Source organism: Bacillus sp. CGMCC 1.60114 (assembly GCF_042676365.1).
Lineage (GTDB): Bacteria > Bacillota > Bacilli > Bacillales > Bacillaceae_G > Bacillus_A > Bacillus_A rhizoplanae_A.
On the sequence record NZ_JBHTHG010000118.1, the window covers coordinates 492,168 to 514,314 of the forward strand.

The following is a 22,147-nucleotide window of genomic DNA, read 5'->3' on the forward strand; positions in this document are numbered from 1 at the left end:
ATTGATACATGAGAGGTTTATGTATAAAACGTTAATTCACTTTCTTTATAAATCCTTTGTAGTGACGTTTCACGAGCTGGCTTTCTAGCGTTTTCATTGTTTCTAACGCGACACCAACAATGATGAGTAAACTTGTCCCACCGATTTGCGCAGAAGCGGGTAAATCAGAAACTTTTGTAAATATAATTGGTAAAATAGAAATAGTTCCTAAAAAAATTGCCCCAATAAAAGTTAAGCGATATAAGATTTTTGTTACGTATTTTTCTGTCATTTTCCCTGGGCGGATACCTGGAACATATCCATTTTGCTTTTTCAAGTTTTCAGCCATTTGTTCAGGATTTACTTGAATAAAGGCATAAAAGTATGTAAAAGCAATAATGAATCCAACATATAGAAACATTCCAATTGGATGTGTAAAATCCAAGTTTGTATTAATCCATTTGGACACTGCAGAGTTTGGAAATAGCTGTGCAATTGTCCGCGGCGTCATTAAAAATGCTGAGGCAAAGATAACGGGAATTACACCTGCACTATTTACCTTAAGAGGTAAGTGTGTATTTTTTGCTCCTTGATACGGATTGTTTCCAGAAGAAGCTTTCGCATATTGAATAGGAATTTTCCGATTTGCTTGCTGAACATAAATGACACCAACGATGATTGCTAAAATGACTAAAATAATTAATGCAATTTTTATAATATGCATAAAGAGTTGATCTCCAGCATTATGAATTTGTTGTAGGTATATTTGATTCATAATACTTGGAATTCCTGCCACAAGGCCTGCAAAAATAATAATTGAAATTCCGTTACCTACTCCATTTGCAGTAATTTGTTCACCTAACCACATTAAAAACGCAGTACCAGCAGTTAATACGGTAGCAATTAATAAATAAGTTTTCCAACCTGGATCAGTTATTAATTGTCCACCTGCCATATTGTTAAAGCCAATAGACATTCCTATTGACTGAATGAATGCAAGAACAATTGTAAAGTAGCGGGTAAATTGAGCTGATTTTTTACGGCCCATTTCACCTTGCTTTGCCCACTCTGCAAATTTAGGAACGACATCCATCTGTAATAACTGCACGATGATGGAAGCTGTAATATATGGTGTGATGCCAACTGCGAAAATGGAAAAGTTTTTTAAGGCACCTCCGCCAAATACATTGAGCATTCCTAAAATATTTGTTTGATCTTGTACTTTTAATACCTCGGCATTAGTATGAGGAACTGGAATGAATGTGCCAATCCGAAAAACAATTAACATTGCTAAAGTAAAAAGGATTTTCCTTCTGATCTCAGTCACTCTCATAAAGTTTGAAATTGTACGAAACATCATTTCGCCTCCTATATGTTTACCAGTGGTTTCAAGTAAAGAAAAACTGGCTTTTATATCCTCACGTATAAACTGCAAACCTCCTTCCGAATAAAATTCATTATGACAAATGGATTTCTATACAGTTTATGGATATAAAATGAAGCGATATTTATATTTTCGTAACAACTCAATAACCATAATATAACTATAAAATGCGGATTTGTACATAGATAGGGCTAAAAAGAACGGGAAATACAAGAAGTATACTTTTTATAGCATCTTTATGGAAAAGAGGAAATTTCATATTTGATAACGAACATAAGTTATGTTTCACAATTCAACAAAGGGGTTTATTATATGGAATTTCATTTACATAATATAGATGTAGAAGAACAAACAATTACAATGATTCAAGAAGCAATGGAAAATGGTAAGTTCACATCAAGAGAGCTTGTTATGTATTATTTATACCGGATTGCCAAGTATGATAAAGCTGGACCTAATATAAACGCTATACTTGAAATGAATCCTGATGCAATTTTTCTTGCTGAATCATTAGATCATGAACGAAAGAAAAAGGGAAAACGAGGGCCTCTTCATGGGATTCCTGTTTTACTAAAAGACAATATAGAAACAGGAGATAAAATGCATACAAGTGCTGGTACACTTGCTTTAGAAAACCATGTGAGTCAAAAAGATGCGTTTCTAGTTAAAAAGCTTCGGGACGCAGGAGCTATTATTCTCGGTAAAACAAATATGACAGAATTAGCAAATGGAATGTCGCTAAAAATGTGGGCTGGGTATAGTGCAAGAGGAGGACAGACTCTTAATCCTTATGGTCCTGGAGAATTTTTTGTAGGTGGATCCAGTTCCGGTTCCGCTGCTGCAGTTGCTGCAAACTTTACAGTATTATCAGTTGGTACAGAGACAGATGCGTCTATCTTAAGTCCAGCGATACAAAATTCTGTAGTTGGTATTAAACCAACTGTTGGACTGATTAGTAGATCAGGAATTATTCCATTTACTTATTCACAAGATACTGCAGGGCCGATTTCTCGAACCGTAGAAGATGCTGCTCTTTTATTGGGTGTATTAAGTGGTCAAGACGGACTAGATCCGGCCACTTATTGCTGCGAAGGAAATAGTGTACAAGATTATACTGCATGTTTAGATAAGAATGGATTAAAGGGAGCTCGCATTGGTGTGTTCCAGCAATTTTCTGAAGAGAATTTTCTACCGGGTGAATTTGATGAATCGTTATTTTATAAAGTAATTCAAGTCTTAAAGGAAGCGGGAGCTGAAGTAATAGAGAATATTGAAATCCCTTCTTTTCATAGGAAATGGAGTTATGAAGTGCCAACTCATGAGATAAAACATAGTTTAGGAAACTATCTTTATCAACTGCCAGCACATGCTCCTGTTCATAATGATCGTGAGTTATTAGAATTTAATAGTAAACATGCTGATAAAACATTAAAATATGGACAGAATATGCTTGAATATAGAGCGTCTTTACCAAATACATTAAGTAACTCTGAATATTTAATGGCAAAATTAGAGGACCTTTATTATTCACAGAATGAAGGGATAGACTTTGCAATTCAAAAATATAATCTAGATGCAATCTTATTTCCTTCTTATATAGGATCCACTCTTTCTGCAAAAGCAGGTTATCCATCAATTGCTTTGCCAGCAGGATATATGGAGAATGGGCGACCATTTGGTATTACTTTTGCTGGAACGGCTTTTAGCGAGGGAACTTTAATTAAGATTGGTTATGCTTTTGAGCAAGTGACAAAATTTCGAAAACCGTCTAGTTTAATAGAAAAAGTATAGTAGATATAAAAGTGGTTTTGTGTAAGAAAAGAAGGACTCATGAATAAATAATATGTACGGGTAGTGATATAGTGAGGATTGGTAAATTTGGAGAAGTAAATAAATTGAGTATTGATACAATTAGGCATTATATGGATTTAGGGTTAATTGTACCTGAAAAGAAGGGAGGGCATTATTTTTTTGATGAGCGCTGTCAAAATGATTTAGAGATTATTTTAGAATTTAAAAGGATGGGCTTTAGTTTAAACGAGATTAAAAAATTTTTTCTGTATAAAAATTTTGGTGAATTTACGGATTATGAACATGATACGTACTATCAATCTTTATTTATGGATAAATATAAGCAGGTTGAGCAGGAAATAAATAATTTAGTAGAAATAAAGGACAATTTAAAGACGAAATTAAATGAGTTAACAGCAAAATCTAAAGGTTCAAGCTGGGTGATGGGGATTGATTTAAAAGTACTCGATATGCTGAAATGTTTAAGGTGTAGTGAAAAACTTATTCTTCAAGATGGAATGATAAATAGAAATCAAATTATGGAGGGAAAGTTAATTTGCAATTGTGGTGAAGAATATCTTGTTGAATCAGGCATTTTAAAGGTTGGTAATTCATTTCAAGCGACTACTGGCCCTCATCATGAAGAATTTGTTCTTGAATATATTCATGTAACTGATCCAGCTTATTTGGAAAATATCCATAAAGTTGGAGAATGGTCAAAGAGGAAACTTGGTCAATTAGACTTAAACGATAAAGTATTACTTGAGTTAGGATCCGGAGTTGGTTTTTTTCTGCGAAATATTTTTCGGGACCTACCGGAAAGTTGCTTGTATATTGCCATTGATCGCAACTTAGAGCGGCATCGATTTTTAAAAGGTGTATTAGAGAGAACTGGTTTCAAAAGAAACATTCTCTTTATTTGCGCTGACTTTTTAGATATACCGATACAGGAATACTCTGTCGATATCGTGATTGATCATTCAGGTACTAGTAATTATAGCTTTGAACACGAGGAGTTTTTGCTTCGTGAAGTGGTTTCCCTATTCAAATCTGATTGTTACTTGTTGGGATCATTTATTGCTTTTAAAAATTTTAGCACCAAAAGCAAAATCGAAGCTAGATTTAGAGACAACTTTATAGCTAGAAAAATTAAGGAAAACATCAATAGTTTAGAGTATATCCCCCTTGAGGAAAGGACTTCAAAATATATTGATCGAGGTGGAAAGTATGAAAATTTCTTTGTACAGGGGGAAGAAATATATTCATATTCATTTTTTGGAAAAAGGTAGGGTTAACCCTATCTTTTTTTCATTTTCCATTAAAAATTTATGGATTGCACCTATTGTTGTCGGGTTCACCCAGCAGCGTACACTTTGTTATATAAAAAGTTAAGCGAGGTGGAGTATTCATGGATACATTACAAATGAGTGTAAGAAATGAAAAGAACCAAAAACAAATAAAAAACCTATTCCTTTATTCTACAGGAAAGACTGTGTCAATATTTGGTACAGCTATTTATAATTTTGCATTAGGATTATACGTTTTAAAGCTGACAGGTTCGGCGTTAAGTTTTGCAGTTAGCCTTATATTAGGGGTTATTCCGATGATTGTCATCAACCCGTTTGCTGGAGTGATCGCGGATAAGGTCAATAAAAAGACGTTAGTTGTTATAATGGATCTACTTAACGGAATTCTGTTAGTTTCTGTTTATATATTATGTATGAAATATGAATTGAACTTACTCGTCATTTATGTAACTACCTTTTTTTTGACGGTGTTTACTACTTTTTTTGGGATAGCGTTAGAAGCGGCGAAGCCAAACATCGTGTCTGAAAAAATGTTGATTAATATCAATTCTATTAGTAAAATAATTGATTCCGTTTCTTCTATTCTGGGCCCGATGTTAGGGGGAATTGCTTTTGCAATCTTTGATATTAGAACTTTTATTATCATAAATGGAATTTCTTTTATCCTTTCTGGATTATCGATGATGTTTATTCATTTCAAACTTTTCAATCACCAATCAAATGAAGATCATTTAGGTGGGAAAATTCATTTGATTAGAGATATAAAGGATGGATGTTCCTATTTATTCGAAAGAAAGAGCATTAAGAGCACGTTTATTATCTTAATCTCAATTAATTTCTTTCTCGGCTTCGCTGTAACTATCCCACTACCATATATTATTAATACAGTTCTAAAGTTAAGTTCAAGGGAGTTTGGTATGATCCAAGGGGCCTTCCCAGTGGGTATGATCTTAGGGGCTTTATTGGTAAAAAAAATCACAGAAAGGATTTCTTATTCCATTCTTTTGAAATATTTAAGTTTTGCTTTATCAATTTTTATGATTATCTTAGGAGTCCCCGTCATTCTCAAAAGCTTACAAATGAATTCCATCGTTTATACTTGTTTTTACAGTGCTGTCATGTTCTTGTTTGGAGTGGTCATAGCGCTTATTGATATCCCTCTATCTTATTTTATGCAAAAAGAGATTTCAGATGAATATAGGGGTAGGGTACTAAGCATTGTTCTTAGTATTGCGAAAGTGATGCTTCCTATGGCAATGATAGCATCAGGAGTTCTATTAAATCTAATTCCTTCTTATGTCATGCCCGTTGCAGGAGGAATGTTATTTTTTCTATTTAATATGCGTTCATCGAATAAGTTGAACTTTGAATTGACTTCAAAAAATATAAGCACTTAATTTATAATAACGCTGGTTTATTGTATAACAAAAGCAGTGTTTATAGTTGAAAAAAACTCCACTTTAAGTATACTGAATACACACCTTTACCTTAAAGGTAAAGGTGTGTTTGATCATTTATAGATCAAATTTCTGGAGCGTATAAAAGAATAAAAAGGAAAAGGTGTTATAAATGAAATCGTATATTATAGTTGGAGCGGGGATTCTTGGAGCATCTACTGCCTATCATCTTGCAAAAGCAGGAGCTCGTGTCACATTAGTTGATCGCCAAGATTTAGGACAGGCGACTGATGCAGCGGCGGGAATTGTATGTCCTTGGCTCTCGCAGCGCCGAAATAAAGCTTGGTATCAAATCGCAAAAGGCGGGGCGCATTACTATGCTTCTTTAATTCAACATTTAGAAGCGGATGGCGAAACAGATACAGGTTATAAACGTGTAGGTGCGATCAGTATTCATACAGAAGAGAAAAAATTAGATCAAATGGAAGAGCGGGCATATAAACGACGTGAGGACGCTCCAGAAATCGGTGAAATTACTCGTCTATCACCTTCTGAAACAAAGAGCTTATTTCCGCCGTTATCAGAAGAATATAGTGCTGTACATATTAGCGGTGCTGCTCGTGTAAACGGTAGAGCACTTCGTCAGTCTCTTGTAAATGTAGCTAAAAAACACGGTGCTGTATGTATCGAGGGAAATGGATCATTAGTTCATGAAGATAATCGAGTTATTGGTATTGAAGTAAATGGTGAGACTTTACTAGCCAATCAAGTAATCGTAACTGCTGGTGCTTGGGCAAATGAGTTATTGCAGCCGCTTGGTGTTAATTTCTTAGTTACATTCCAAAAAGCGCAAATTGTTCATCTCCATATGCCAGAAATAAATACAGAAAGTTGGCCTGTTGTTATGCCACCAAATGACCAGTACATTCTTGCGTTTGAAGATGGTCGTGTTGTAGTAGGTGCAACACATGAAAATGATACTGGATTTGATTACCGAGTAACAGCAGGTGGATTACATGAAGTATTCGATAAAGCGTTATCGATTGCTCCGGGTCTATCAAATAGCACGGTACTTGAAACGAGAGTCGGATATAGACCATTTACACCCGGATTTCTTCCTGTAATTGGTGCATTACCTAACTTTGAAGGCATACTAGTTGCTAACGGACTTGGTGCTTCTGGGCTAACAGCAGGGCCTTACTTAGGTTCTGAACTTGCGAAACTTGCTCTTGGTGAACAGACAGAACTTGATCTTAGTTATTATGATGTATCCGGAGCAATTGAACAACCAAAGAATTAGAGAAATAGTATGTACTACATATAGGGGTAGCCTACATGCCTATCAGTCTAAAAAATAAAATAATTCATAACAAAAATTTTCTTTCTCTACAACTATTTATAAGAAGTAAGATTCTTTTTTTGTTGTGAAGAGAAAAGGATTTCTTAGCTTGATGGCCATGTTTCGGTACCCCTATAAGAAATTAATGACAGGATTCTTATTTTAAAATAGCTTAAATTGATGGATGTGATATTACCTCTAAACGTAGTTTCTTACTTATTAGTTAAACTGGACATTTCAACAGATTTTTGAGTACAACGTTTCATAGCTGAAATGATAGCTGTTCTTAAGCCTTTTTCCTCTAATGTTGCTACAGCTTCTATTGTCGTTCCACCTGGAGAACAAACCATATCTTTAAGTGCGCCTGGATGTATTCCTGTTTCAAGTACCATTTTTGCAGAACCTAATACAGCTTGAGCTGCGAATTTATATGCTTGAGTTCTTGGCATACCATCTAGTACAGCAGCATCTGCCATGGCTTCTATAAACATATATACATATGCTGGAGAAGAACCACTTACAGATGTTACAACATCCATTAATTTTTCGTTTACTATCTCTGTTTGGCCAAAACTATTAAATATATTTAGTATGTCTTCTAGATCTTTTTCTGTAACCATTTCATTAGCACATAACGCAGACATTGCTTCTCCAACAAGAGCAGGTGTATTAGGCATTACTCTAACAACCTTTAACTTTCTGCCGAAAGCATTTTCAGTACTTTTAATACTTTTTCCTGCAGCAATAGTTACGACTATTACATCGTTTTTTATCTGCTCTTTTATTTGGTTAATTACTGATGAGTATAGGTCTGGTTTGATTGATAAAATTAAAATATCAGCCTTGTTAGCTACTTCATTGTTATCAGTAGTTGTAGTTATGTCATATTTTTCACTAGCATTTTTTAAATTAATGACACTTACATCTGAACAAATTATTTTATCCGAAGAAACTATATTTTTGTTAATCATTCCACCTATCATAGCGATACCCATGTTTCCGCATCCGATGAATCCTATTTGTTTGTTCATAATAATTCGCTCTTGCTCCTTTTAGTATAAATTTTATTGGTTTGAAATTATTATTTTAAAAAAATAATAATATTCCGTACAGAAGAAATAAACATTATAAACTATATCGAGATTCGTATAAAAAAACATTTTAAGAGAGTACATTACTTTTTGCAATACAAAAAATATATAGAAATCATTTTTATTCTGCACTATACCAGTACATTTTCTTTAATTTAATATTTTTTGTTATATACCACTCAATAACATTTTAAATAATTTTGGAGAATATAAACGTATCACTATCTTTTCTTATTTTCTAAAATATCTCTTGACATAAAAATGCGTTATATCGCATACTAGATAAAAATTAAAGTGAAAATCGTTGAAGGGAACTAGTACATATGTCTTCTTGCGCAAGAGAGTGGAATCCGCAGGCTGAAAGATTCCTCGTATAGAAATTATCGAACCTATCCCTGAGTCCTAAACGAAAGTTTAGGCGTATGCCTGCGTTACAGGTGACAAGCGGATATAGATTTATATCAATGAAGGTGGTACCGCGGAACAATGACCGTTTCGTCCTTTTTTAAGGGCGGAGCGGTCTTTTTTATTTGGTTCTTTATTGCGAGATAGGCATCATTGGTGAGAGGTTCTTTGCTGCAAATTGCACGTGGTAGAAGAATAGTTTGTCTCCATTTGAAAAAAGAAGCAGCACAATTTACAAAAAAACTTTTATTTTAGACTAGGGGGTACAAAAGTGAAAAAACAACGTATTGTCGTAAAAATCGGAAGCAGTTCCTTGGCAGCGAATCATGGTGGCATCTGTGGCGAACAGCTTTCAGATCACGTTGCCGCCTTGGCACGACTGAAGCAGGAAGGACATGACATCGTACTGATTACATCTGGAGCCGTCGCCGCAGGTTTTTCCGCTCTCGGGTATCCCGGCCGACCTGTGACAATTAAAGGGAAGCAGGCTGCCGCCGCTGTCGGGCAAAGCCTGTTGATGCAAGCGTATACGGAGGAATTCCGCAAATATGGGATTGTTACCGCACAGCTTCTGTTGACAAGAAGCGATTTTTCTAGAAAAGAACAATACAGCAATGCCTACGCCACTTTATCGGAGCTACTAAACCGATCCGCTCTTCCTATAATCAATGAAAACGATTCTATTTCTTTGGAGGAGCTGACATTTGGTGATAATGACATGCTGTCAGCTTTAGTAAGCGGGCTCGTCTCGGCGGATATGCTCATGATTTTTACGGATGTGAACGGTTTGTATGACCGGAATCCCCAGAAAAATCCGGACGCGAAAAAGTATTACTTTCTCCCTGCCGTTACGGAAGAAATCGCCTCTCTTGCTGGAGATGCTGGCTCAAAACTTGGTACTGGCGGCATGAAATCGAAAATCGATGCGGCAAAGACGGCACTATCTCTCGGTGTGAGTGTATTCATTGGAACAGGACGTGGAAGGGAGAAGTTTTTAGATGTTTTGAAGGGTAAAGGTGATGGAACGTATATCGGCAATACGCCTCAAAAAGCGATCAAGATGAACAAGCAATGGATTGCGCTGCATTCGTTTGTCAGCGGACAAATCGAGGTGGATGCCGGAGCAGCCGCCGCTATCATTCAGCGTGGAAAAAGTCTTCTGCCTGCTGGTGTTACCGATGTGTTTGGGAACTTTCAAGCCGGCGAAGTCGTGGAGGTCATCACGCAGCAAGGACGTGTGATAGGGAAAGGACAGTGCAGATATAGTGCAGAGGAATTGCGGGAGCTAAAAGGTATGCAGAGCCACGACATTCAAGTGCGAGGCGAAAGACATAGCTACGAGGTCATTCATAGAGATAATTGGGTTTCGTTTTAAGAATAGAGAGATGTGCTCGTTCAAGTGAAGAACACAGGGTTCTTCGTCCTAAAAGGCGCTGTTTGTCTTTTCTCGCTCTAAGCGTTTAATATTTATGCAGGAGAAGGGGAGTCTTGGATGGTAGTACCTAGTTGGTGGAGTTGGACACGTCTCAAAATTTATACTTTTAATCTTTAAAAGGGGGAAATGAAAATGAATGAAGTGTTGGCAAAGGGACAAAAAGCGAAAAAGATTGCGGCAGAGCTTGTGACCAAATCGACTAATGAAAAAAATAAGGCACTGGCGGCTGTCGCTGAGCAATTGATAGTAGAGACATCCTATATTTTGGAGGAGAACAAACGGGATATCGAACAAGGTAAAGCGAAAGGAATGTCTGCCTCTCTCCTCGACCGCCTCATGCTGAATGAACAGCGCATTATTGATATGGCAGAGGGTATCCGGCAGCTGATTGAATTACGCGATCCTGTCGGAGAATGTGTAGCTGCATGGGAACGGCCGAATGGATTGTCTATTCGGGAAATGCGCGTGCCGCTCGGTGTTGTCGGGATGATTTACGAAGCGCGGCCGAACGTGACGGTAGATGCGGCTACAATTTGCTTGAAAACAGGTAACGCAGTGATCTTGCGTGGTAGTTCTTCCGCCGCTTATTCCAACAAGGCCATCGTCGCTGTCATTCATCGAGCGCTCAAACAAACGAGCTTGCCTCCAGATAGCGTACAGCTCATTGAAGACAATTCACGAGACAGCGCAAAGCAGCTGTTTACATTGAACGAGTACTTGGATGTTCTTATTCCAAGAGGTGGCAAGCAGTTGATAGATACTGTAGTGAGAGAAGCGTCTGTTCCTGTATTGGAAACAGGTGCAGGAAATTGTCACATTTTCATTGATGAAACAGCAGATAAACAGATGGCATTCGATATTATCGTAAACGCCAAAACACAGCGTCCGTCTGTATGCAATGCTATTGAAACAATTATACTTCATGAGAATTGGGCGCAGCGATTCGGTACCGAGCTGTTTTCTTTCTTGAAGGAAAGAGGAGTGGAGCTGCGTGGAGATAAGAAAGCATTGGCAATTGATTCTTCTCTTGTACCCGCTTCAGAAGAAGACTGGGAAACAGAGTTTGTGTCTCTTACGCTGGCAGTCAGAATCGTTTCCTCTGTTGAAGAAGCGATCCGCCACATCAATACTTATGGATCCATGCATTCCGAAGCGATCATTACAGAGAACGAGGAAAACGTCAGCAAGTTTTTCACGTCCGTCGATGCCGCGGCGCTCTACCATAATGCTTCGACCCGCTTTACTGACGGCTTTGAATTTGGCTTCGGCGCAGAAATCGGCATCAGCACGCAAAAGCTGCATGCGCGGGGACCGATGGGGCTATCTGCATTGACTTCCACAAAATATGTGATTCGTGGAAATGGGCAGATTCGGGGATAAGAAGTAGAAGGTCAGATGCAAAGCCCCTTTTGTTTTATTTTTGCTTTCAGTTTCTATCACTTTTTTAGTATTAAAGTGGTTTCTAGAAAACTTAAACTTAGCTTGATAGCGTCACATCGCCATCAAGCTAAGACTTGAAGCAGGAAATCTAATTTTTTCGCTTATGTTTTGTCAATTAGTTTGAATGAATGTATGGATAGCCGATGCAGGTTTTTTAATTACTGGAGTTGGATTACCATTACTAGGTATCACAGCATTTGTTTTTTTGGGTGAAAATAATTTACAATCTTTAGCTAGACGTGTACATCCGTTGTTTGGTATTGTATTTATGACTATTCTCTATCTAGCAATTGGTCCTTTTTTCGCTATCCCTAGATCTGGTAATGTATCATTTGAAAGATGCAAGTCCTGTTGCATTAATCATATTTACAGTCTTATTTTTCATAGTTTCATGCTTGTTATCATTTAATCCTACAAAAATTATTGATTTAGTTGGATTTTTTTACTCCTATTAAATTGGCATTTATCGAATTGCTCGTAGTTGTGGCTTTTGTTTTTGGAATTAGTATTGTGAATACAATTAAAGAAAAAGGAGTTATCACTAAAAAACAGCTTATGATTATTTGTGCAAAAGCGACGGTTATTGTTGATACAATCTTAGCTCTTATTTATACGGCCCTTTCCTATATGGGCGCTTCTAGTGTTGAAAAACTAGTTTGTTTAGATAATGACGCTAAAGTTTCAGCAAAAGTTTCGGACTATTATTTTGGTTCTTGGGGTGCAATTTTATTAGGTTTAATGATTACAGCGGCATATTTGACCACGGGTGTAGGGCTTATCACTGCTTGTTCTTCTTTTTTCATGAATTGTTTCCAGCCAGCTCTTATAAAAAAATGCTTTTATTTTGTCTGTGTTTAGTACACTTGTAGCAAATATAGGACTAACACAACTAATTACAGTTTCAATCCCTGTATTAATGACCTTGTATCCAATTGCTATCTCTTTAATTTTCTTAACATTCTTACATCATGCATTTAATGGTAGGTCAGAAGTATATCAAGGCAGGTTGATGTTAACATTTATTGTGAGTCTATTTGATGGTTTAAACGCTGCTGGAATACACATTGAAGTAATTCATAATTTTTTCACTTAGTTCCTACCTATGCATAAAGTAGGTTTAGGTTAGATACTTCCATTTATTATAGGGGGTTATCTGGTTACATTTTTAGTGGATTACGGAAGAGGAATATTCTTATTTATCGTGCAATTCTGCAAATAAGTAATTTGTCGACTGAATAACGAAAGGAAGATGAAGAATCTTTCTAACTGTTAGGAATGTTTAACAAGAAGTGAAGAATGAGTTTAGGGGGAGTTTTAAAAAAGACTCAAAAAAGGGACGCTTGCTTCATCATTTCGATACAGAATAGAGGTTGTATTATAGTATCTTGATTAAAATTTCGGTTATTAATAGTGTAAGGGGAGGAAATAGAATGGCACACGAAGAACTGAAGAGAGGCTTGAAAGCGCGTCATATTCAGATGATTGCTTTGGGCGGTACAATTGGTGTTGGTTTATTTATGGGTTCAACGAGCACGATTCAATGGACAGGCCCGTCAGTAATGCTTGCTTATGCAATTTCAGGGATTTTTATATTCTTCATTATGCGTGCAATGGGAGAAATGTTGTACTTAGAGCCAAGTACAGGTTCATTTGCGACATTTGGCCATAAATATATACATCCATTAGCAGGGTATATGACTGCATGGAGTAACTGGTTCCAGTGGGTTATCGTTGGAATGTCAGAAATTATAGCAGTTGGGACATACATGCAGTACTGGTTTCCAGATCTACCTGCTTGGATACCAGGTATCATCGCAATGGTGATTCTTGGTGCAGCGAACTTAATTTCCGTTAAATCATTTGGTGAATTTGAATTTTGGTTTGCGATAATTAAAATCGTTACAATTATATTGATGATTATTGCAGGGGTTGGTCTTATTTTCTTCGGATTTGGTAACGGAGGAAATGCAATTGGATTATCTAACCTTTGGAAAAATGGTGGCTTCTTTACAGGTGGCTGGTCAGGGTTCTTCTTTGCTCTATCACTAGTTGTTGGAGCTTATCAAGGTGTTGAATTAATTGGGATTACAGCTGGCGAAGCAGAAGATCCCCAAAAAACGTTAACTGAAGCGATTCAAAGTATTATTTGGCGTATTTTAATCTTCTATATTGGTGCGATTTTTGTTATTGTAACTGTTTACCCGTGGGATCAACTAAATTCAATTGGCAGCCCGTTTGTTGTAACTTTTGCGAAAATTGGGATTACATCAGCAGCTGGACTTATTAACTTTGTCGTAATCACGGCTGCAATGTCTGGTTGTAACAGTGGTATTTACAGTGCAGGACGTATGCTTTATACATTAGGAATGAATGGACAAGCACCAAGATACTTTACAAAAATCTCCCATAACGGTGTGCCTTTATTTGGTACGATTGGTGTGCTAATTGGTTTAGCAATTGGCGTTATTTTAAATTATATTGCACCAGGAAAATTATTCGTGTATGTATACAGTGCAAGTGTTCTTCCTGGTATGATTCCATGGTTTGTCATTCTAATTAGCCAAATTCGATTCAGAAAAGTAAAGGGAGCTGAAATGGACAATCATCCATTCAAAATGCCTTTTGCGCCTGTTACAAACTATTTAACGATTGCCTATTTAATTTTGGTATTAATCGGTATGTGGTTTAATAAAGACACACGTATCTCACTTATTGTAGGAGTTATTTTCCTGGCTATCGTTGTCATTAGTTTTTATGCTTTTGGAATAGGAAAACGTGTTCCAGTAGATGCTCAAACAGATGATGAAGTGATTAACCGATAATTCACTTTGTTTGATTAACGTTAAAGTAAGTAATAGCGAGTAAAAAAATTGGTTCTGGTGCAAAGATAGAATAAAAGACAATAAAGCGTATATATTCCTAGCGGACTTGTAGCTTATGCTGCAAGTCCAAACAATTAAAACTTCATGTACACAGTAACTGAAATCAAGGTTTGATAACCTGCTTTTGCAGAATTTTTAAAAAAACAACATATTTAGTTTATATGTGATATTATACTTAGGATAACAAAACTACATTAGTTTTTCTCAACTAAACCCTTAATAGTGTCCCGCCAACATTACGCGGATTTACAACGTTAAGGGCTCCAAGAAGAAAAAATTCCTCAATTCAGCCACGCTAAAAAACTGTTTCTATATGTCATAAAGTTTTTTGCAGGGATGACATACTGCAAAATTCTCATTCAGGACCTTGTGACATACTCTTTTCTAGACATATCGGGCCTGTTATAAAGCATGCTTTTTGATAGTAGCCACACATGAAAAATACCTTATTTTATTGTTGTTGTTTAAAAACGTTAGTCATATTATTCCATTTAAGGGCTAGATTATGGAACAATTAATTGACAAGAAAAGCTATTAAATTTATTGTAATCCATGGACTTTGTTGGATATATATTAGAGAATGCCTATTTAAGGTAAGAATTGCTCTTCTGTTTCTTTCTACTAACATAGTTTACAGGTGGTGTATTGTGAAAGAATTAATATTCGTCCAAAATAAAAAAAGAATCCTTATGAAATTTGTATTTTTAAAAAAGGATATAGTGCTTACCATTTCACTGATGCTGGCAATTGTAAGCTGTTTTATATATCCGCCAAGGATCGAATATATTAACTTTGAAGTGCTGGTTAGTTTATTTAATCTAATGGTGGCCATAAAGGCCTTTGAAGAGCTAAGGTTATTAGACAAACTTGCCGTTGCTATATTGAATAAATGCAATAATAGCAGATCAATATCAGTTATTCTTATTTTCTTATGCTTTATTTGCTCCATGTTTGTAACGAATGATGTCGCTTTGCTCACTTTTGTACCAATAACACTTGTCATTAGTAAAAGGACACAAATGAATATGATGGATACGATTATCCTGCAGACAATTGCGGCAAATATCGGAAGCAGCTTGACGCCTATGGGGAATCCGCAAAATTTGTACATCTATTCTTACTATGGAATTAAGCTCATCCCATTTTTTGGTTCAATCTTATTATTAGCTGTGCTTGGCATCAGTTCGTTGTTTATGTTTACTCAAAAGCTTCATAAAACAGAAGTAAAAATAGAATTTCCTGTTATCACCATAGAGGATCGGAAAAAAGCTACAGTCTGGAGCCTGATACTTGTCATTATTATCGCGTCTATTTTTGGATTCATCAATTATTACATTGCGCTAATAATCACATTGATAACAGTATTTAGTTTGAATAGAAAATTACTATTTAAGATTGATTATTTTCTTCTGATAACCTTTGTCTGTTTTTTTATTTTTATTGGAAATATATCTAACTCAAATGCCATGGACACATTTGCTCGCGCCAATTTAAGAGGAGGAACATCGATCTTTTTTAGTTCCATATTTTTGAGTCAATTGATTAGCAATGTTCCTACTTCAATTCTTCTGTCAAACTTTACTTCTGATTGGAAACCCTTATTATTAGGAGTAAATATCGGAGGACTTGGAACAATTATCGCATCTTTAGCCAGTGTAATCTCTTATAAACTATTCATTCAGGCTAACCGTAAAGAGAGCAAAAAATATTTAATTAAATTCAGTGTTTACAACTTTTCATTATTAGTCATACTTGCATGTATACAATACTTCATCTTTAAATTTCTAAAAATCTTTTAAAAAAATGATTACCGATGGGAGTGTAAAAAACCTATAGTGTTCTTATTTTTTTTCTGAAGTAATGAAAAAGCCCAATTTCTCAACATTAAATTAAGAAATTGGACTTTTTAATATTGGTACGCTTAAAGGGTGCGGCGACCAGTCCTTCTTTTTGGAGCCACTCACAAAAGTGGTCTTTTTTTATGCAATTTTACTATAGAGAACTAGATTTCGATGTAGTTTTTATTCATGATCAGTTATTTTTTCTTTACCGAACACACTAAAATAAGGAATATGTTTAATGAATTATATAGACTCATTTCAGCATTATTTACAAGAAGAGGGAAAACGCAATCGTACAATTCAAAAATATGTGATTGAAATAAAGTTTATTTAAAAACATCTACATCCTAGATAGCAAGAATACCGTTTTTTCGTTATGGGAGGATTTTAATTTATTAACTTGGTGGTGAAACGCAAATTTCGTACGCTAGAAAGCCGATGATTTCTACGCTAAGGAATCGTCGGCTTATTACATTTTTTTTGCTATATAGTTGTTTAAAATGATACAAACACGCTGAATTCTTTATGGGATATGTCAGAAAAACACGGGTCTACAACGTTAAACTAATTTCAGTTTAAAATATTTAATTTCATTTTCCTTAGTTATTATTCGATCCTTCTACTAACTTACTCAAATAAGGAAACCTTTAGCTAAACAAGATTTATTTTTCCATACTAATCATGTACTCTTTTCAGGATAATAGTTTCAGTATGCTAAAGGTTTAGAGATTGATTGCGATTTTTTGAAGTTTTTGCACCAAAATCACTTTTCTGATAGTTAAAAAATCTTTTTTGTAAAACTATGTCTTTTTTAGTTAGATTCTGTAGTGTTGATTATAAATTAATGAAAGTTCTGGTGCAAAAATTTGAAGAAAAGTGGAGGGAGTAAATCTATTTATATTATGTATTGATTTATAAGGGGAATACCAGAGCAGTCAAGTGCTTTTCTAAGAAGCTTTAATTATAAAATAAAGAGACATTACTCTAGAACAAATATGAAAGCGCTTGAATTTACTTTTATTTTCGGAAAATTTATTTAATTCCCTGTACAAATAATAAAAGAGACAAAAAGGATCTATATAAGTCAAATTTATAAACCCGGCATACAGAACAAGCACGATGGTGCAGCAACATTTCTGGATAAAAACTATTTTCTGCAGAAGGAGCTAGAGCATTCACGTGTAGAAGTGTCAGACTCTTTAAGATGTCAGCTGTACGGTTACATGTTACGGATATTCGTATAAACGAGGAAATACCATTTTCATAGAAAAATTTTACCTGTGTTACATGTGTATATGAGACGAGTTTAGTTATGTCGGGAAATTAAGATTTTTTATATGGATTAGGGGTTACTAAATTTTAATATGAGGTGATGATATGGAACAATTTTTGACGAATCTATTGGCATCAACAATTGACTTTATGTGGTCTAAATTGTTAATTATTATGCTTGTTGCTTGCGGAATATATTTCACATTTAAATCGAAATTTGTACAGTTTCGAATGTTAAAGGAAATGGTCCGTGTGTTAATGGAAGGGAAAGCTGGTTCTAAAGATGAAATTTCCCCATTTCAAGCGTTCTGTGTTGGTATGGCCGCTCGCGTTGGAACGGGAAATATCACAGGAATTGCGATTGCGATTGCATTAGGCGGTCCTGGAGCAGTATTCTGGATGTGGATTATTTCTATTATTAGCTCAGCATCCAGCTTTGTTGAAAGTACGTTAGCGCAAATATATAAAGTAAAAGATAAAAATGGTTTCCGCGGTGGTCCATCCTATTATATGGAAAAAGGATTAAACAAACGTTGGATGGGAGTAGTATTCTCCATTTTAATTACGATTACTTTCGGTCTTGTATTCAATTCTGTCCAATCAAATACTGTTACACTTGCTTTTCAGAACTCATTCGGTACAGATCGTTTAATTGTAGGGATTATCATGGCAATTGCTTTCGCTGTCATTATCTTTGGCGGTGTGCAGCGTATTGCAAAAATGGCTGAATACAAGGTAGTGTTCCTAGCGGTGTTATACATTGGTGTTGCATTATTTGTTGTAATTACGAATATAACAAAAATGCCGGAGGTTCTTTCTCTTATTGTTCAAAACGCATTTGGCTTTAAACAAATAGCGGGTGGTTCCATCGGCGCAGCGCTTATGAATGGAGTTAAACGTGGCTTATTCTCAAATGAAGCTGGTATGGGAAGTGCGCCAAACGTTGCCGCAACGGCAACAACAAGCCATCCGGTGAAACAAGGACTTATTCAAGCATTTGGCGTATTAACGGATACACTGATTATCTGTACAAGCACAGCATTTATTATTTTACTTTCTGATGCATACAAACAACCAGATCTAACTGGTATTGCACTTACACAAGCAGCATTAAGTGAACACATCGGTTCTTGGGCATCAGGCTGTCTAGCTATCTTTGTTTTCCTATTTGGATTCGGTGCTTTAATTGGTAACTATTATTACGGAGAAACAAATATTCGATTCTTAAACAATAGTAAAGTATGGTTGATGGTATACCGAATAAGCGTGTTGGCCATGATTGTATTCGGTTCTGTTGCAAAGGTCCAATTTGTATGGGATTTAGCGGATTTATTTATGGGCTTTATGGTTATCATAAATTTAATTGCTATTTCATTCCTATCAAAAACAGCATTTGCTGCGTTACATGATTACATGAAACAGAAAAAAGCGGGTAAAGATCCTATTTTTTATAAAGACAGCATTAAAGGGCTTGAAAACGTTGAATGTTGGGAGCATTATCAGGATGCTTCAACTTCTGAAAAGAAAAGTATGTAATAAAAAAGATATTCGGACTGTAATATGTCTGAATATCTTTCTTGGTTCTAGTGCAAATAAAATTGATTACAATAAAAAACAGTGTTGTAACTCGAGGGTTTTGAAACAGATTCTTTAACAACTAACGGATGCAGAATAGTAAAAGGTGTACATATATTGCAACTATATTAAGATCATGAAAAGAGGGACCTGAAAAGCAGAGAAAGTACTGGTCGATTCCCTTAAAATGATTTTTTAAACATTACAGTTCTATTAAGTAAAAATATGTTTAGCTGCTTATATCGGTAGAAAAAGAAAAAACAGCTGTTTTTGATTTAGCCACATTGCATTACCCTTAAGAGCAATATAGCTTATAATTGGTTAGGTTATATAAAATTTGAATGTGCTATTACCTATCAATCTATATAGAAAGGTGACCGTCTTGACAGTGTTTTTTTGCACTTTTTGTCTATTCTCCATAAAGAAAAATGTATACTGTATAAAATTAATAGGACGGGGGAATAAGGTTAAATGATAAAGGAGTGTAGCGTTCAAGTTGAGAGTCAAAGGAAGGCTTGCTTAGATCAATGGGTAGCACATTATCGATCCTATGCTGCTAAAGGACAAAACGTCAGTTATATTCCTGCTTTGGGAAAGATAAATTTATCGCAATTAGGTATTTGTATCATAGAGCCAGATGGAACAATGATACAGTCAGGCGATTGTAAGGTACCTTTTACCTTACAAAGCATATCAAAAGTAATTGGCTTTATAGCTGCTTGTTTAAGCCGAGGTATTTCTTATGTGTTAGAGCGTGTTGATGTAGAACCAACTGGAGATGCTTTTAACTCGATAATTCGTTTAGAGATGCATAAACCCGGAAAGCCGTTTAACCCTATGATTAATGCCGGAGCGATTACGGTAGCTTCGCTTCTGCCAGGAACGTCGGCACAAGAAAAATTAGAACATGTTTATGCATTAATCGAAAAAATGATAGGGAAGCGTCCAGCCATTAATGAAAAAGTGTTTCAATCTGAATGGCAAACAGCCCATCGAAATAGAGCTTTAGCACACTATTTAAAGGAGAATGGTTTTTTAGAATCGGATGTGGAGGAAGCACTAGAGGTTTACTTGAAACAATGTTCGATAGAAATAAATACAGAGGATATAGCCTTAATAGGACTCATACTTGCACATGATGGATATCATCCTATTCGTAAAGAACAAGTCCTGCCTAAAGAGGTAGCTAAATTAACAAAAGCCTTAATGCTCACATGTGGAATGTACAATGCATCTGGCAAATTTGCTGCTTTCATCGGATTGCCAGCTAAAAGCGGGGTGTCCGGAGGGATTATGACACTCGTCCCGTCAAGGCTAAAGAGCGAACTACCGTTTTCAAATGGATGTGGTATTGGTATTTATGGACCAGCAATTGATGAATATGGGAATAGTTTACCAGGAGTTATGTTATTGAAACGTATTGCACAAGAATGGGATTTAAGTATTTTCTAAAAAACATCGTGTATGTTTTGGTGCCAGAACGAACACAAAAATGTTCAGACTGTATAATGTGTCTGAGCATTTTTGTGTTACATAGCATCTTCCTGTTTTAAAGCCGAATAATATCAAGAATACTCACAATGTTCAATTCTTTCGTTTGTATCTGATATATAGTTTTTATAAAAAATAGCGTAAGTGTTATATTAATGTCAACGGGTTTGTATACTAATTGTTAGTCAAAATTGGGAAGTGATTATCTTGAATTTCAGTAATTTAGTAAAAAAAGACATCTATATTTTGGTTCTGATGATATTTACAGTACCCTTAGCAGGTGAAATAAAGTTTTTCCCCTTTAATGAGACGTTTCGAATGAGCTTTGGTGCACCAACATTTTTCTTTTTTTTGTTATTATTTCGGCGAATGCCAGCATTTTTACCGGGTTTTTTAACAGGAATGGTAGTTGTAGAATTTCGTATCCTGATAGACCTCATCACACAGGAAAATATGAATTGGATATCTTCTTTTCATATCCAATATCCTAGTTTTTTCTTTTATTTTACTTATTCTTGTCTCTTTTATTTAGCAAAAATCAAACGATTTCATCACCAACCATTGATGATTGGGTTTATTGGCTTCATCATCGAAATATTATCGGACGGTGTAGAATTAATAATTCAATATTTTGTATTAAAAACAACTATTACACCAGAGGCACTATATGAGATAATCGTTGTCGCATTTTCCCACAGTTTTATAGTTCTAAGCTATTTCAATATGATGAAACTGTATGAAGCACAGTCGAAGGAGAGGCATATTAAAAAACAAAATGAACACATGCTCATGCTCATTTCCAATTTATATGAAGATGCTGTTCATTTAAAAAAAACGTTGCAAGATGCTGAAAATATAACGAAAAAATCTTATGAATTATATAAAAGTTTAGACTCTTTAGGGAATGAACAGATGAGCTTTCGAGTTGAGGATTTACGGGATAATGCGTTGAAAATCGCTGGTGAAGTCCATGAAATTAAAAAGGATAACCAACGTATTTTTGCTGGGCTTTCAAAGTTGATTTCTGATGAAAGTTTTACAGATTATATGTCCATATATGAATTGGTAAACATCATCGTACGAGCAAACGAGAAATACGCTCGTTTACTAGAGAAAGACATCCAATTTGTGTACAAGATTAATGGTTTGCATCCTCATTATCATATTTACACAATTTTATCAATTATAAACAATGTCGTTGGAAATGCTGTAGAAGCTATTCAAGATATGGGAACCATCACAATTGACATTAATAAAAAGCATGATTCGGTTGAATTTCGAATAGAAGATAACGGTCCTGGTATTCCCTCGAAGTATAAAGAGTTAATTTTTGAACCGGGGTTTACTTCTAAATATGATGCTGCTGGTAACGCATCGACAGGTATCGGACTATCGTATGTAAAAGAAATGGTTGAACAACTTGAAGGTGAAGTTACATTTGAGGACAAATCTGAAGGGAAAGGATCGATTTTTATAATTAGATTAGGGATCGATCACATAATTGGGAAAGGGTGATTC

General features: G+C 35.5%; 15 protein-coding genes, 1 pseudogene and 1 other annotated feature. Of the genes and pseudogenes, 14 read left to right on the plus strand and 2 right to left on the minus strand.

The genetic code is table 11. From position 1 onward, the window contains the following. Nucleotides 1–31: 31 nt before the first annotated feature. Nucleotides 32–1,336, minus strand: a complete 1,305-nt coding sequence (gene secY, locus ACFQZ1_RS23820) for a preprotein translocase subunit SecY (RefSeq protein ID WP_377884635.1) — start codon at nt 1,334–1,336, stop codon at nt 32–34. 339 nt (nt 1,337–1,675) lie between these two features. On the opposite strand from secY, the gene ACFQZ1_RS23825 reads away from it, so the two are divergent. The 4 genes from ACFQZ1_RS23825 to ACFQZ1_RS23840 all read left to right on the plus strand — a co-directional run bounded on the left by ACFQZ1_RS23825 (nt 1,676) and on the right by ACFQZ1_RS23840 (nt 7,158). Further along, nucleotides 1,676–3,154, plus strand: a complete 1,479-nt coding sequence (locus ACFQZ1_RS23825; protein WP_377884636.1) for an amidase family protein — start codon at nt 1,676–1,678, stop codon at nt 3,152–3,154. Nucleotides 3,155–3,225: 71 nt separating this feature from the next. Beyond that, nucleotides 3,226–4,443 (plus strand): MerR family transcriptional regulator, encoded by a 1,218-nt coding sequence (locus tag ACFQZ1_RS23830; RefSeq protein ID WP_377884638.1) that lies wholly within the window; start codon nt 3,226–3,228, stop codon nt 4,441–4,443. A 119-nt stretch (nt 4,444–4,562) separates the two neighbouring features. Then, nucleotides 4,563–5,858 carry an MFS transporter gene (locus tag ACFQZ1_RS23835; RefSeq protein ID WP_377884639.1) on the plus strand — a complete coding sequence of 432 codons (1,296 nt, stop codon included), beginning with the start codon at nt 4,563–4,565 and terminating at the stop codon, nt 5,856–5,858. Nucleotides 5,859–6,030: 172 nt separating this feature from the next. Continuing rightward, nucleotides 6,031–7,158: an NAD(P)/FAD-dependent oxidoreductase gene (locus ACFQZ1_RS23840; RefSeq protein WP_377884640.1), complete on the plus strand. Its 1,128-nt coding sequence runs from the start codon at nt 6,031–6,033 to the stop codon at nt 7,156–7,158. Between the two features lie 251 nt (nt 7,159–7,409). Here ACFQZ1_RS23840 and proC read toward each other — a convergent pair whose 3' ends face one another. Next, nucleotides 7,410–8,228: a pyrroline-5-carboxylate reductase gene (gene proC / locus ACFQZ1_RS23845; RefSeq protein WP_377884641.1), complete on the minus strand. Its 819-nt coding sequence runs from the start codon at nt 8,226–8,228 to the stop codon at nt 7,410–7,412. Between the two features lie 355 nt (nt 8,229–8,583). After that, nucleotides 8,584–8,794, plus strand: a binding site (T-box leader). Between the two features lie 170 nt (nt 8,795–8,964). Here proC and proB point away from each other — a divergent pair. From proB to ACFQZ1_RS23895, 10 genes and pseudogenes are all read left to right on the plus strand, one after another. Then, on the plus strand, nt 8,965–10,068 hold the full coding sequence (gene proB / locus ACFQZ1_RS23850; protein WP_377884642.1) for a glutamate 5-kinase: 1,104 nt from the start codon (nt 8,965–8,967) through the stop codon (nt 10,066–10,068). Between the two features lie 192 nt (nt 10,069–10,260). Next, a complete protein-coding gene (locus ACFQZ1_RS23855) occupies nt 10,261–11,508 on the plus strand; it encodes a glutamate-5-semialdehyde dehydrogenase (protein ID WP_377884643.1) in 1,248 nt (415 codons plus the stop codon). Between the two features lie 184 nt (nt 11,509–11,692). Continuing rightward, nucleotides 11,693–12,023, plus strand: a pseudogene (locus ACFQZ1_RS23860) (branched-chain amino acid transport system II carrier protein). Between the two features lie 55 nt (nt 12,024–12,078). Beyond that, nucleotides 12,079–12,426, plus strand: coding sequence for a branched-chain amino acid transport system II carrier protein (locus ACFQZ1_RS23865; RefSeq protein ID WP_377884644.1), 348 nt, complete (start codon nt 12,079–12,081; stop codon nt 12,424–12,426). Further along, a complete protein-coding gene (locus ACFQZ1_RS23870; RefSeq protein ID WP_377884968.1) occupies nt 12,419–12,661 on the plus strand; it encodes a branched-chain amino acid transport system II carrier protein in 243 nt (80 codons plus the stop codon). Before ACFQZ1_RS23865 ends, ACFQZ1_RS23870 begins: the two co-directional genes overlap by 8 nt. A 337-nt stretch (nt 12,662–12,998) precedes the next feature. Next, nucleotides 12,999–14,390, plus strand: coding sequence for an amino acid permease (locus ACFQZ1_RS23875; RefSeq protein WP_377884645.1), 1,392 nt, complete (start codon nt 12,999–13,001; stop codon nt 14,388–14,390). Nucleotides 14,391–15,097: 707 nt separating this feature from the next. After that, entirely contained in the window at nt 15,098–16,249 is a 1,152-nt protein-coding gene (locus ACFQZ1_RS23880) for an anion transporter (protein WP_377884646.1), read from the plus strand. Nucleotides 16,250–17,668: 1,419 nt separating this feature from the next. Beyond that, complete coding sequence (locus ACFQZ1_RS23885; RefSeq protein ID WP_377884647.1) at nt 17,669–19,099, plus strand: alanine/glycine:cation symporter family protein; 1,431 nt, start codon at nt 17,669–17,671, stop codon at nt 19,097–19,099. Nucleotides 19,100–19,609: 510 nt separating this feature from the next. Beyond that, complete coding sequence (locus ACFQZ1_RS23890; RefSeq protein ID WP_377884648.1) at nt 19,610–20,590, plus strand: glutaminase; 981 nt, start codon at nt 19,610–19,612, stop codon at nt 20,588–20,590. A 237-nt stretch (nt 20,591–20,827) separates the two neighbouring features. Further along, the gene (locus ACFQZ1_RS23895; RefSeq protein ID WP_377884649.1) at nt 20,828–22,144 is read left to right on the plus strand and encodes an ATP-binding protein; all 1,317 of its coding nucleotides are present in this window, start codon (nt 20,828–20,830) and stop codon (nt 22,142–22,144) included. Nucleotides 22,145–22,147: the final 3 nt, after the last annotated feature.

Coding starts and splice junctions, on each gene's coding strand:
- secY (WP_377884635.1), bottom strand. CDS start 1,336: ATGTTTCGTACAATTTCAAACTTTATGAGAGTGACTGAGATCAGAAGG.
- ACFQZ1_RS23825 (WP_377884636.1), top strand. CDS start 1,676: ATGGAATTTCATTTACATAATATAGATGTAGAAGAACAAACAATTACA.
- ACFQZ1_RS23835 (WP_377884639.1), top strand. CDS start 4,563: ATGGATACATTACAAATGAGTGTAAGAAATGAAAAGAACCAAAAACAA.
- ACFQZ1_RS23840 (WP_377884640.1), top strand. CDS start 6,031: ATGAAATCGTATATTATAGTTGGAGCGGGGATTCTTGGAGCATCTACT.
- proC (WP_377884641.1), bottom strand. CDS start 8,228: ATGAACAAACAAATAGGATTCATCGGATGCGGAAACATGGGTATCGCT.
- ACFQZ1_RS23855 (WP_377884643.1), top strand. CDS start 10,261: ATGAATGAAGTGTTGGCAAAGGGACAAAAAGCGAAAAAGATTGCGGCA.
- ACFQZ1_RS23875 (WP_377884645.1), top strand. CDS start 12,999: ATGGCACACGAAGAACTGAAGAGAGGCTTGAAAGCGCGTCATATTCAG.
- ACFQZ1_RS23885 (WP_377884647.1), top strand. CDS start 17,669: ATGGAACAATTTTTGACGAATCTATTGGCATCAACAATTGACTTTATG.
- ACFQZ1_RS23890 (WP_377884648.1), top strand. CDS start 19,610: ATGATAAAGGAGTGTAGCGTTCAAGTTGAGAGTCAAAGGAAGGCTTGC.